The sequence below is a fragment of the Neobacillus sp. GCM10023253 genome, assembly GCF_042653105.1.
Classification (GTDB): Bacteria; Bacillota; Bacilli; order Bacillales; family Cytobacillaceae; genus Neobacillus; species Neobacillus citreus.
This window is the reverse complement of record NZ_JBHSHV010000029.1, coordinates 63579-76421: the sequence shown is the minus strand read 5'-3', so window position 1 is coordinate 76421 and position 12843 is coordinate 63579. Positions and strand designations below refer to the sequence as shown.

The window sequence follows — 12843 nt, the reverse complement described above, 5'->3', positions numbered from 1 at the left end:
GCTCGGGGTCATAAGCCCCTGTGCAAGGCGCTTCCGCTTTTCTAATTACCAAGTTTTGAATCCAGGTGATCCTGGAGGTGCATTAACAATAAATTCTGTTATTGGAACGACATATGCCATTGCAACGACTAGCAGCATAACCACAATCCATAGTCCCCAGCGCTCTGTCCAATATGGAGTTGGAGAGGCATTTTCTTCTGCTTCCGCAATTGGGAATTCTGTTTCTCCTTTTGGTGCAAAGAACATCATATTAATTACCGCATACACTTGAAGAATAACACCGATGATTAACAAAGTACCACCGACAGCCATTGCCATCATATATGGGCTCCAGCCTAACGCTGTTGCATGATCGCCATATGTTGTAAATGAAGTTCTTCGTGGTGAGCCAAATAATCCGACTGTGTGCATGGCACCTGACATAAAGATCATGCCGATTGTCCAGATCCAAGTTTGGATAACACCTAATTTATTGATTTGTGGTGTTAGAACACGTCCTGAAATATATGGAACTAACCAATAACTAATCCCAAAGAATGCCAATGCGACCGTCACACCAAGTGTTAAGTGGAAGTGACCGACAATCCACATCGTGTTATGAACAACTGTGTCCAATTGGTTTGTTGTTTGCGCAATACCACCGGCACCCGCTGGAGCAAAGGAAGCCATACTGATAAATAGTGCTAGGAAACGAACATCGCCCCATGGCATTTTTTTATACCAGCCGATTAGTCCTTTTCCGCCTTGCTTTCTTGCAGTCTTTTCAAATACTGCAAACATGGCCCAAGCGGTCATTAATGATGGGAAACCAATTGCTAAACTCATAAATACGTGCATCATTTTAACTGGTAAAGAAATACCTGGGTCAATGATTTGGTGATGGAATCCACCGGTAATGTTCATGATCACCAAGGCGATAATAACGACGCGGGTTAATGTGTCGCTCCATCGTCTGCCGCCGATTAATTTCGGTGCAATGACATACCATGCAGAAGTAGCTGTTAAATACCAGATATTTACGAGCGTATGTCCAAAGGCCCAGAACAATGTACGAGAAACCATAACATTAACGGTCTTAACCCAGCCTAAAGACCAAGGAATTAGATATAAAACTTCGATTGCTACAGGAATAAGTGCAAAAAACATTAGAACGTTGATACCAGTTGCAAAGTAAGAGAAAATTGGAACATGCTTTCCTTTATTATTTTTCCGCCAATTGGCTACTTGGATAAATGCGCCAACGTTGCACAGCCACATACCCACTGCGAAAAATACCAACCCGATATAAAACATTGGGTGTGCTTTTAAAGGCGGATAGAATGTGTACATTACTGATGCTTCATTCATGAGGATTGGAATAACAACCAATACCGCGCCAATAATCTTGGATACAAACGCAGTCCAGACAATCTTTCTAACCTTTGGAAGAAGCCCTCCCAGTTCATGTGAAAGACCTGCATACAGATAGCCAAATGTAAAGAAAGTAGTGAAGGCAAGAAGCATGAACACACCGTGCATCGTAAGAACCTGATAATAGTTTAACCACGATGGCAGTTCTAGAAGACCTGCACGGTTTAATCCTTGCGCTAAACCTAAAAATCCACCAACTAACAAGATGACGAATGATACAAATAAATATGTTTTCGAAATTTTTGCGTCTTCTTTATTAACACCTAGCAATTTAGTTGCTTTTGTTTTAAACGTTTGATTTATTGCTGTTTCCATTAGCCTTTCCCCCCCTTTACTTAACCGTAATTGTCGTGCTCATCATTTGGTGACCGGCACCGCAATATTCGTTACATAACACTAAATAACTTCCCGGTTTATCAAACTTTTGGGTAACTCTTGAGATATAACCTGGTGTTACCATTGCGTTAGCGTTAGTTTCGGCAATTTCAAAACCGTGGACAACGTCTTTTGATGTTAAGATAAAATGTACTGTTGATCCAGCTGGAACTTCAATATTTCCAGGATTAAAGCTAAAAACTTGCAATGTCATGACTACTTCGTATTCATGATCGCCAATCTGTTTAATTCCAGGCTTATCAAAAGGCGCTGTTTGATCTACTTTTTGCGAATCGATAGTTTGGACATTACTTGGCGGTGCCATTCCTTCAGCAACAGCTTGATAGCCCGTGATTAGCATGAAAATCATCATTATACCGAAGCTTAATGCCAGCCATATTTTTTCATCAAGATGCATTTTCATTTCTTTCCCCCCTATACTCTAGTCATATAAAGCCCATATAAAGTTAAATAAGTAACGAGAATAACGACGCCAACCACACCTACGGAAATCCATGTACCTTTTAACGGTTCTTCGTGCTGCTTGCCTGGCTTATTATTGCGATTTGCTTTTGCAGATGCCATTTGTGAATCCCCCTTTTGATTTATTCTGTTTTCTTACTTCTATCATAGTTAGGAACGATTCTCAGCGAAGTGAACTGCGTCACATTTCATAAGTGATTTTGGTCGTAAGAAAAAAGGGAATATTATTGTACTTTTTGTCCAAAATCCGAATGTTTATGAAAAAGAGTAAGGAAAATAGCTGTATTTCCACTGTTTTTAACTTGTTAATCGAATAATTTTTATTGTGGAATAGAAAAAAATGGCGGAAAAAGGGGAAGAAATCAAAAATGACAAATTTGTGAATTAAAGTAAAATCATCTTAGAAAAAACAAAAAAGCCGCCCTTATTTTTCATAAGGACAGCTGCTAAATAACCTATTTAAATATTGGCAATGTTACCACAATCATCATAAGAAACAGGATGGTGATATAGTTTACGGAGTACAGAAAATTAATCTGGGCCCATTTCAGGTCATCTTTTGTAAAAAATCCGCTGATGCTCACAATTAGCCAGCCAAGGTTCATCACTGTCGCAATGACAACAAAGGTAAGCCCAAGCGATCCTAGATAAAACGGCAATGGCAATAGGCAGGCGATATAGACCACCATCTGCCGCTTCGTCATTTCAAACCCATGTACCACAGGCAGCATCGCTACCTTCGCCGCACGATATTCCTCGCACTTCTTCATCGCGATCGCAAAGGTATGCGGCATTTGGAAAACAAAGATAATCAGAAATAACATAATCGGAACAATATGAGTCCCTGGCTCAATTGCCGTCCAGCCAATTAGCGGGGTAACAGCACCTGAAACGGCACCAATCACGGTGTTAAGTGTATACCTCCGTTTGGACCACATTGTATATAAGATGACATAAGTAAACCAGCCTACGAAAGCATAAATCACTGCTTCCCATCTTGTAAAAGACAAAAGAATGAAGCCTAGTACTGTGAGGACAATTCCTATCGTTAATACTACTTTTAGAGGAATATGCCCTGTTACGGTCGGCCGATGCTTCGTTCTATCCATGACAGTATCGATGTCAACATCATACCAGTTATTGATGACAAGTGCTCCGCCCATGACCAGCGTACTGCCGATGATGGTCAGCAAAAATACATTCAAGTAATCAGAAAAAGAGGCGCCGGTAAAATAAAGGGCCAGCCAAAACCCAGTAAATACTGGCAGAACATTGGCTATTAAGACAGGTCCTTTAAAAAGAGCTTTTATATCAGCCATAAGGCCGGAACGATTATTTGAAATAGCAGCACTTTTGCCTTTCAGTGCGGAAGGTATTCCATTTTGACTCATCCTTACAACCTCCCCAAAAAGTGGTTATTACTATCTACAACTTAAGTACATGATTCCATATTACCATACTTTATCATGGAACACTCTTGTAGAAAAATTGGCAAAAAAAAAGACGGGGGATGGCCCCCGAAACTTAATTATTCTTTAAATTTACTTATTACTACTCTCCCCGGAAAACAGGTTTCCGTTTCTCGGCAAAAGCTTTTACCCCTTCTTGGACGTCTTTTGTTCCAAAACAAACTTTAATTGAAGCTAATTCTTGTTTTAGAATTGTTGTAAGATCCGTGTCAGGGCTTGCGGCGAGCAATCTTTTGGAAAGTGTCAGCGCAACAGGCGGTCCTTCCGCTAACTCCTTAGCAAAATTCATAACCCTATCTTGGAATTCTTCATCTGGGAATATTCCATTAACCAAACCAATCCGTTCTGCTTCTTCAGGATAGATATCGCGACCCGTATATATCAACTCCGTTGCTTTTCCCTGTCCTACCAAACGTGGTAAGAAATAGGTCATTCCCGCATCCGGATTAAGACCGCGGCGAATGTATCCAGCAGTTACCCTTGCACCAGCAGACATAAAGCGCAGATCACAGGCAAGAGCCAGAGCGAGTCCTGCACCAGCTGCAATTCCGTTAATCGCGGCGATGACAGGTTTATCACAATGAACGATTCCTAACGCCTGATGACCAACCCAGCCCAGGTTATCTAATGTTTTATGACGAGAATCAGCGGATTTATCTCTCTTCGCAAACTCAGTCAGGTCAAGACCTGCACAAAAACCTTTTCCGCTCCCGGTTATCACAATGACACGGACTTCATCGTCAGCAGATGCCTCTGAAATAGCCTGAATAATCTCAGCACTAAGTTTATCATTGACAGCATTGAGACGCTCTGGCCTGTTTAGTGTTAAGGTGCGAACCCCATTCTGCGTTTCTACTAAAATATGTTCCATTTTACTCCTCCTATTCTATTAATTTAAATTTTCTGATTAATAAAAACATAGCATATCCAAGATGGTTTGTACATGCGAGTTACTTATTTTGGAAAAATATAATCACCTATGATTTATGTTAGTCCACAGAAATCTTCACAACATCATCCAAATATTTTGTAGTGCTATACCCATAAATCTCCAGTCTTTTAGGGATCACTTTGTCTTCAGCGTTGTTACTGTGTAATCTTATTCTTTGAACGGTAAAAAAATTGCGAGGCTGTTCGATTTCTTCATATGGTATTTGAATTTTACTCATATCGTATTCTACTCCATCTTTATCAACGAGCACTCCTTCTGAATCCATCTCCATTGAACTAATTTCATTTTCATCCTCACCCACAATATTGAAGTTAAGCGATTCATATGCCCGATTCTTAATTTCATGATTGCTTATGATAACATTGGTAGGCTGTCCAACTTCTACCTGGTCGATAGAGATTGTACTGCCTGCATACTCAAAGGTTTGAGGATATTCCTTAGCAGCGTCCAGTTCAATGGTTTTGTGGTCTTCAAACGTGAAAAGAACAGATTTGAATTGAACCCTGATCTCTTTAGGCTTTTCTCCAATAAGAGGGTCAAAGTGTGTTTGAAAAGTAGTCCAATTCATGTCTTGCTGTAAATCCAAAAAATTGCTGCCATACATATCAGCTTTCATTTTTTTATCGTTCACTTCTAGATTGTCAAAATTAAGAAAATCCACCCGTTTCCCTGTCTGTTCATTATTAATAGCATATTGCAGAATCGTTGCTGTTGGAGCAATCGTTAGTTTATCAAATCGAATTGGGATCCCCTCGATGTCAGTCTCTTCATTCAACGCATATTCGATAGATGGCTGTTTTGTTACAGGAATTTCGAAGTTCCACTCCCCTGCTTTATTCTCCATGTTTCCGTAAGGCTTAAAACTATTCTGGTCGGTAGTATCACGAATCAATTTCTGAAGCTTTGTGATCTTGAGTTTGATTGTCCCGTTATCCGTTGTGAGTGGCAGCAGACTAATCTTTCCATGATACACATTCTTTTCTCTATTATTTTTAGCCGATTTAAGGTCAGGAGGATAATACCTTGGATATGTATCACGACTCATGATGTCATGTTCGTTCTCTACAAAAAAACCTTCATTATAATCCATCACATATTGATTGTCTTCTTCTGTATCTTCTATTTCATAAAGGATAAGCGTCTGAACATCATCAGCAATCGCGCTCTTGATCTTAATTTTCACCCCCGCGCTTTCCGCTTCCAGGTTCAGCCTTTCACCCAGGCCCTGTTGCAGAAAGGCACGCAACTCTTGATCTTCTTCTGTCCATGTATAGTAAAGGTTGGTAAAAGAGCCTGTAAAAACTTCTATACCCATTAATAATGCTAAAACACTTGCAAAAACAAGGCCCATTCTTTTACGTGTGCTATTCTTCTGTTGTCTTTGCTTTTCCCTTTCTGCCAGCCTAGCTTTGACGTTCTCCATAAAATCAGATGGCACACAGAAATCCTTCATCCTTTCAGTAAGATTTACCATAGTTAACATGACATCCTGAAAGGTACCCAAATCCTTCTGACAGTCTTGGCAATGATAAATATGCACCTCGAAATCAATCTTTTCCGACCGCTCCATGGTTCTTTCCAAGTAATCGATATAATTTTTTTGATACTCCTTACAACCATTAAAGGATGACCCGTACCCCATTTCTTTTCTAACTGACTGAATACCGGAAAACAGAAGCTCTTTCAGCTTTTCCATTGAAACCTGAAGAAGATGTGCCGTTTCCTCCTTAGAGATTCCTTTTACATATGTAAGGGCCACCGCTTCTTTCTCATCCTCTTTCAACCGATCAAGTGCTTTAAATAAATCCTTATGTTGTTCACTTTCCTCTGAGTCTTGTAAACTTCTAACTTTAGAAAGTTCTCGGCAGTTATGTATAAAAATAGATGTAACCCCCGTTTCGTATGTTGTTTCACTTTTAAAACGAGGTAATTCCTTGTGCACTTTTATAATAGACCGGTAAAAAAGCTCTTCCATTTGCTGCTGAGTCCTAAGATAAGACCAGCCCAGAGTATAGAACGATTGTTTATGCTGGTCAAACCAATCAACGATGGACTCGAGGCTTTTTTCCCTTATTGGAGCGATAGATAAAGGATCTATTTTTGCTGGGATCATAAACGTGTTCCCCCTAATATTCACCTTTAATTACAAAAAACGAGCCACGAATTGTTCCAGCTAGTTTAGACTTCTGCCTAGCAAACTTAAACTTCCCTTCTAACTCCTTTGGTACCTCCATCCCCTCAGAAAGCTTAAAACCAACAGCCCGCTTCTTAGGATTATCAACTGTATACAGGACGTTGACCGAAAGACCATCCTCATAAAAGACATAAGTCCAATCGATATTTTCCACTTGAAAACGCGACGTCTCTAAAGGTTTAGCGGCAAACTCAATATCACGTTCTTCTTTCAAAATTCGGTTCACATAATCAAGGGTCTCCACGCTTTCGCTAGCTGGTACGACCGTAAATTCATGCTTGTATTTGTTCATAAAGTAACGGGCTTCATTAGCACGTAAACCAGCAAGCGCTTCTGCTACCGGTGAGGACTCTAAACCCACTGTAGACACATTTTTAAAATCAACGATATAGGACATTTTCATCTCTCCTTTAATCTCTTATTTCCTAACAACAGGATACCACATTTCACCAAAAACTAATCCGTTTCACTGCCATATCTCAACCTTTTTGAATTAATCATAACCGGTGAAAAATTAGTTAGAAATAGAAAAAGGCAACTCCCCAGGTTAGTTGCCTTTCTTTAAAATGAGTTGCGCCCCACATTCTACATGTGTCGACCACTGATTGTAGATACGTTTGATAATGCAGCAAGGGGAGTTACCAACTAACTCTAATCCTATTTTCACTCCATAGCTTTTAGAGCTTTTCTTTTGAATCCGCATTCTTCCATGGCTAAAGCAAGCTCTGCTCTTAATTTCGTTACATCAAAATTTACTAATTGTTTTTCTCCCACAACCTGCTTTCCCGCGATAAATACGTCTCTTACATTTCCGGCATTTGCAGAGTACACCAAAACACTATACGGATCAAAAATAGGAAACATATTGACTGAATCAACTTCTACCAGAATGAAGTCAGCTTGTTTCCCTGCCTCGATAGAGCCAATTTGCTCCTCCATACCTAAAACCTTCGCTCCCCCGATCGTCGCTAACTTCACAATCTCTTCCGCTGGGAAGGCACCGCGATCTTGTAAAATAGTTTTATGGAAATTCGCAAACAAGCGCATTTGGCTGAATAAATCGAGCGTATTCCCACTGCTTGGGCCATCTGTTCCCAACCCAACTGTCACACCCGCAGACAATAAATCCTGGACACGGGCCACACCTTTAGCCGATTTTGTATTGGCGCCGATACAATGAGCAACCTTTACATCATACCGCTTCAGCAATTCAATATCATGATCAGACAAATGAATACAGTGGGCAGCTACCAGCCTTGAGCTTAGCACACCGATCTCTTCTAAAAATTCAATCGGCGTTTGATTGCGTTCTTTACGATACTTCTCCATTTCAAAATCCATTTCACTGACATGCATCATCCACGGCACATTGTACCTTTGAGACAAAGCATCCGCTTGCTGGAGCACTTCAATGGTGTTCGTGTAAGGGGCATGCGGTGCTACCGTTGCCCGAATCCTGCTATTTCCATGCCATCTTGGCAGAAACCCTTCGGCGTATTGCAAGCCGCCCATTGGCACCGGCACATCGACCGTTACGGAGTCAATGACTGTTTCAGCCAAAAGGCCGCGGCTATGCATTTCTTCTGCGGCTTCTGCCAATTGCTGCTCAAAATAATACATATCAAAGAAGGTTGTTACACCTGCAAGCTGCATTTCGGCAATCGCATATTTTCCGCTCGTATAGGCAAGCTGTTCATTCATACATTCATTTTCTAACGGAAATAAGAAACGGCGCAGCCGGTCAGGATAGTCATCACCTAAGGAACGAAACGGAATCATCCCGATATGAGTATGCGTATTGACCATACCCGGCAGTAAAATCGCCCCTCTGGCATCAAAGCCTTGGTCGAAAGCCAGCCCCTTTGGCAGTAAATTCATTGGACCAACCTCTATAATTTTACCATCGTCTACTACTAAATAGCCGTCTTGAAACTGCTCCATCTTTTCATTCATTGTTAATATCCAAGCGTTTTTAATAACTATCTTCAATTTCTCAATCCTCCACCAATGGGATCATCATTTGCGAACGTACATTCATCATCCCTTTGTCAGTAATTTTGATAGCAGGTGAAACCGGCAAAGACAAAGTTGAAAAAGACATGATCTCATTACTGTTGCGATAGCCTAAGCTAATCATCGCTTGACGTACTTCCTTTAGTCGCTGACCTAATTCTTGAATCGGTGCATCGCTGATAATCCCGCCGACTGGCAATGGGCATACCGCTTTCACCTGTCCCGCTTGTGTCACGACGTATCCGCCTTGCATGTCCAATAATTGTTTCTGTGCTGCAAGTATATCTGACGCACTCGTCCCCATTACCATCAAATTATGATGATCATGTGCCCAAGTAGTGGCTACAGCTCCTTTTTCAGATAAAGCATTCTCAACAAATCCATAGGCGATGTTCCCTGTTTTCCCATACCGTTCCATTACTACAATTAAGGCCAGCCCGCTATTCTCCCAATCTAAATAGCCATCTGTAACAGCCATCTCCCGTTGTACATGTTCGGTAAAGGTACCCACTTCGGAAATTTGCATCACGTTGACGACAGCCTTTTCAGCCGAATTCACCTTGATCTGCAAATCCTCTGAAGTTAGTGACCGGCATTGTATGGATTGATAGAAGTGCTCAGGAAAAGCAGGTTCCTCAGCCGGATACTTGATTGCATTTCCCTGCTCGTGTACCAATTTTCCATCCTTATAGACTGCCGCTATATCCAGGGTTTCCACATCATCTACTAATAGAAAATCGGCTTTAAACCCCGGAACAATGGCGCCGCGGTCCTGGAATCCCATCCGTCTCGCAGGGGTATAGGTAGCGCAGTACAGCGCCTGTTCTGCCGGCATGCCGCATGAAATGGCTAAACGTACGTTTGCATCCAAATGTCCTTCAAGCAAGTCGTCCGCCATCACATCATCTGTAATGATAGCCATATATTCATAGAATTGATTTTCCACAATAACACGCATATTTTCCGGCGTTATTGATTTCTTTTGAAATTCTAAAAACATCCCGCCGGTGATTTTCTCATAAATCGATTGGGGCGACTGATGGGTGTGGTCAGCGGTAATGCCCGCATATAAAAATTGGGCCAATTCCAAATCCGAAACACGCGGCACATGTCCTTCCAAAGGCATAGATGGCCTCTCCGTTTGAACAACAAGTAAAATCTGCCGAATCAAGGAATCCTGTTGATTGACAATGCCATTGAAGTCCATTGCTTCCCCTAAAGCGATTACTTTCGGATGCTTGAGGAGCTGCTTCACTTCTTCAACACCAATATAACCGCCAGTCGTTTCCAGCTCTGGGGTCGTAGAAGGAACAGAGGAAGGAATCGCATAGAAAATATCCATGACACTCGGCTGCGCAAAAAACGCCTCCAGGCCTTCCATACCAAACACATTGGCGATCTCATGAGCATCAGCAACAACGGTTGTCACTCCATGAGTTAGGACAGCCTTTGAAAAAATAGCCGGGGACGTCATAGAACTTTCAATATGCATATGAATATCCATTAAGCCTGGGACCAAATATTGACCTTTTGCATCGACTACATCACCAGCCTGGAAATTCTCCACTTCGTCAGCTGTCAAATAATAAAATTTATCCTTAACAATGTACACATTTTTCTGTTCAAACTTTTTCGTAAACGTGTTAAAAACTTGTCCATTTATAATGACTAAATCAGCTTTCATTTCCCATTCCCTCCTTTAGATCAACCGCTAAAGAAAAAGGGCCAAGATGATCCTCAGCCCTTTTCCTAACCCAAACTATTTGTTCAAAATTCTATTCCACTGATTGATCCAAGATTCAAGGTTCTTATTGACTAATAGTGAATCCACTTTCTTTGTACGAGCTGCCACATCACCATATGTTTTATTTTTTGCTGTTTCTTCGTTTAACTCTACCTTTTTATTGGTTGGCGCTTCATTTAGAGATACGGCAGTTTTTTCTTGAACTTCTTGGCTTAATCTCCAGTTGATATACTTATACGCTAAATCTTTATTTTTAGAATTTTTGTTGATATTGATAGTGTTAAAGTTGGCGTAAGTCCCAGATTGCGGTACAACATAAGCGACATCTGGATTAGATTCGGTAATCATCGGAACAGCAAAGTCGCCGACAACCGCTGCTGTGATTTCTCCTGATTGGAACATGTTGGCCAAATCGGATGATTTGCTATACGTTTTTACCACGTTTGGTGCTATATCAGTAATCCCTTTAAACGCTGCCTTACCATTATCCTTTGAAATCTCAGTATTTTCGTGATTACTTCCTAAATAAAGCATGGCCGGGCCAAAGGTGGTCGCAATGTCAGGAATGGAAATTTTCCCTTTCAAAGAAGGATCCCATAAATCATTCCATTCTTTGATTTCTTTCCCTGCTGTCTTCTTATTATAGACAATTCCGATACTGTTTAACGTGTAAGCAGGACCAGAACCATCTGCAGCTAATTCTTTTGCACTATCGATTAAGTTGTCCATATTTGGCACCTTGGAGCTGTCTACTTTTTCAAAAAGACCTGCTGCTACACCGTCAGCCGCATTGGATTGGGACAATTCAATTACATCCACCGTTGAGTTTGGATTGCTTTTAAGCTTTGTTAAACGCTCAGAGCTTGTACCTGTTTCTAACACAATGTCAACATTATATTTTTTCTCAAATGGTTTGAAGACATCTTCCTGCATCTTATCTTCTTCCAAACCAAAAGTTGAGATTACTAATGTTTTTGGTTTTTCCTTGCTTGCAGTGCTGCCGCCGCCGCATGCAGCCAGTACACTAGCAGCTGCAAGAGTTAAACCTACTACACCTATTGTCTTTTTCATTTTTCATGTCCCCATTTCTTAGATGTATTTTTATTAATAATTTTATTGTCTATTAAACTATGATTAGCTTGTGAGCAGGGATGGATAATGTAACTGTGTCACCAACTTGGTAGATCACATCATCCGCTTTATTTGCCCGTAATGTTCCAATCGGGGTTTCTACCTCATATTGGTAGGACTTGCCCAGGAACGTCCGGACCTTTATCTTTCCTGATACCGCATTGTTGGTATTTGGCGCGGTACCTTCCCCAATCTCAATATCATCTGGACGAATGGTTCCTGTACCTTTTGCTGGTCTCCATTGGCGGGTGGTTTCGAAGACCGTTCCATCAACTGCTTTATACTTCCAGTCTTCAGTAGGCGCTAGCTTAAAGAAGTTCTCAAACCCGATAAAGCGGGCCACAAACTCCGTTTTTGGGTTTTTATAAATTTCTTCAGGTGTGTCGAACTGCTCGATCACGCCTTTATTCATAACGGCCACCTTGTCCGAAATCGAAAAACACTCCTCTTGGTCATGCGTGACAAACACGGATGTAATCCCCAATTGGCTTTGGATCCGTTTAATTTCAATCCGCATCTGCAGGCGCAATTTTGCATCCAGGTTGCTGAGTGGTTCATCTAATAATAATAATTTCGGTTCAATCACTAAGGCTCGAGCTAAGGCTACACGCTGTCTTTGCCCGCCTGAGAGCTGCTTAGGATAACGATTGCCTAGCTCTTCTAATCCCGTAATCGCTAAAATATCACTTACTTTTTTTTCAATGCTTTGCTTTTTTTCCTTGCGTAATTTCAACCCGAACGCAACATTTTCTTTAATTGTTAGATGGGGAAACAAGGCGTAGCTTTGGAAGACCATTCCAAATTCCCGCTTGTGAACGGGCACTTTCGTTAAGTTTTGATTATCAACCACGAACTCGCCATCATTTGGCTCAATTAGGCCGGCAATTACCCTTAAAGTGGTTGTTTTCCCGCATCCGGATGGTCCTAATAAAGAGACCAATTCTCCTTTTTCAATCGATAAATTTAAATCTTTTAATATGTCAGCTTTGTTATCATAACTTACACGAATATCTTTTAATTCAACATAGGACATTATGCTGTTCTACCCCCGTCGCTGTTGTATTCTTTCTGT

General features: G+C 41.1%; 11 protein-coding genes. All 11 read right to left on the bottom strand.

The features are described from left to right. Positions 1-45 precede the first annotated feature (45 nt). The 11 genes from ACFPA1_RS27630 to ACFPA1_RS27580 all read right to left on the bottom strand — a co-directional run bounded on the left by ACFPA1_RS27630 (position 46) and on the right by ACFPA1_RS27580 (position 12804). Positions 46-1725, bottom strand: coding sequence for a cbb3-type cytochrome c oxidase subunit I (locus ACFPA1_RS27630; protein ID WP_378588047.1), 1680 nt, complete (start codon positions 1723-1725; stop codon positions 46-48). Positions 1726-1741: 16 nt separating this feature from the next. Next, entirely contained in the window at positions 1742-2209 is a 468-nt protein-coding gene (locus ACFPA1_RS27625; protein WP_213147692.1) for a cytochrome c oxidase subunit II, read from the bottom strand. 11 nt (positions 2210-2220) lie between these two features. After that, complete coding sequence (locus tag ACFPA1_RS27620) at positions 2221-2370, bottom strand: hypothetical protein (protein WP_213120851.1); 150 nt, start codon at positions 2368-2370, stop codon at positions 2221-2223. A gap of 353 nt (positions 2371-2723) precedes the next feature. Then, a complete protein-coding gene (gene cyoE, locus ACFPA1_RS27615) occupies positions 2724-3659 on the bottom strand; it encodes a heme o synthase (protein WP_378588042.1) in 936 nt (311 codons plus the stop codon). A 160-nt stretch (positions 3660-3819) separates the two neighbouring features. Further along, positions 3820-4608 carry an enoyl-CoA hydratase/isomerase family protein gene (locus tag ACFPA1_RS27610; protein WP_213147694.1) on the bottom strand — a complete coding sequence of 263 codons (789 nt, stop codon included), beginning with the start codon at positions 4606-4608 and terminating at the stop codon, positions 3820-3822. A gap of 118 nt (positions 4609-4726) precedes the next feature. After that, positions 4727-6802 (bottom strand): DUF5643 domain-containing protein, encoded by a 2076-nt coding sequence (locus tag ACFPA1_RS27605; protein ID WP_378588038.1) that lies wholly within the window; start codon positions 6800-6802, stop codon positions 4727-4729. Positions 6803-6815: 13 nt separating this feature from the next. After that, positions 6816-7280: a phage tail protein gene (locus ACFPA1_RS27600; RefSeq protein ID WP_378588035.1), complete on the bottom strand. Its 465-nt coding sequence runs from the start codon at positions 7278-7280 to the stop codon at positions 6816-6818. A 266-nt stretch (positions 7281-7546) separates the two neighbouring features. Next, the gene (locus ACFPA1_RS27595) at positions 7547-8872 is read right to left on the bottom strand and encodes an amidohydrolase (RefSeq protein WP_378588032.1); all 1326 of its coding nucleotides are present in this window, start codon (positions 8870-8872) and stop codon (positions 7547-7549) included. Between the two features lie 4 nt (positions 8873-8876). Then, positions 8877-10580: an adenine deaminase C-terminal domain-containing protein gene (locus ACFPA1_RS27590; RefSeq protein WP_378588029.1), complete on the bottom strand. Its 1704-nt coding sequence runs from the start codon at positions 10578-10580 to the stop codon at positions 8877-8879. A 75-nt stretch (positions 10581-10655) separates the two neighbouring features. Next, complete coding sequence (locus ACFPA1_RS27585; protein ID WP_378588026.1) at positions 10656-11711, bottom strand: ABC transporter substrate-binding protein; 1056 nt, start codon at positions 11709-11711, stop codon at positions 10656-10658. 52 nt (positions 11712-11763) lie between these two features. Further along, complete coding sequence (locus tag ACFPA1_RS27580) at positions 11764-12804, bottom strand: ABC transporter ATP-binding protein (RefSeq protein ID WP_378588023.1); 1041 nt, start codon at positions 12802-12804, stop codon at positions 11764-11766. Between the last annotated feature and the right edge of the window lie 39 nt (positions 12805-12843).

What these genes read in the sequence shown, in the direction of transcription:
- ACFPA1_RS27590 (WP_378588029.1), bottom strand. Translation starts at nt 10,580, where the DNA reads ATGAAAGCTGATTTAGTCATTATAAATGGACAAGTTTTTAACACGTTT.
- ACFPA1_RS27610 (WP_213147694.1), bottom strand. Translation starts at nt 4,608, where the DNA reads ATGGAACATATTTTAGTAGAAACGCAGAATGGGGTTCGCACCTTAACA.
- ACFPA1_RS27625 (WP_213147692.1), bottom strand. Translation starts at nt 2,209, where the DNA reads ATGAAAATGCATCTTGATGAAAAAATATGGCTGGCATTAAGCTTCGGT.
- cyoE (WP_378588042.1), bottom strand. Translation starts at nt 3,659, where the DNA reads ATGAGTCAAAATGGAATACCTTCCGCACTGAAAGGCAAAAGTGCTGCT.
- ACFPA1_RS27600 (WP_378588035.1), bottom strand. Translation starts at nt 7,280, where the DNA reads ATGTCCTATATCGTTGATTTTAAAAATGTGTCTACAGTGGGTTTAGAG.
- ACFPA1_RS27580 (WP_378588023.1), bottom strand. Translation starts at nt 12,804, where the DNA reads ATGTCCTATGTTGAATTAAAAGATATTCGTGTAAGTTATGATAACAAA.
- ACFPA1_RS27620 (WP_213120851.1), bottom strand. Translation starts at nt 2,370, where the DNA reads ATGGCATCTGCAAAAGCAAATCGCAATAATAAGCCAGGCAAGCAGCAC.
- ACFPA1_RS27585 (WP_378588026.1), bottom strand. Translation starts at nt 11,711, where the DNA reads ATGAAAAAGACAATAGGTGTAGTAGGTTTAACTCTTGCAGCTGCTAGT.
- ACFPA1_RS27630 (WP_378588047.1), bottom strand. Translation starts at nt 1,725, where the DNA reads ATGGAAACAGCAATAAATCAAACGTTTAAAACAAAAGCAACTAAATTG.
- ACFPA1_RS27605 (WP_378588038.1), bottom strand. Translation starts at nt 6,802, where the DNA reads ATGATCCCAGCAAAAATAGATCCTTTATCTATCGCTCCAATAAGGGAA.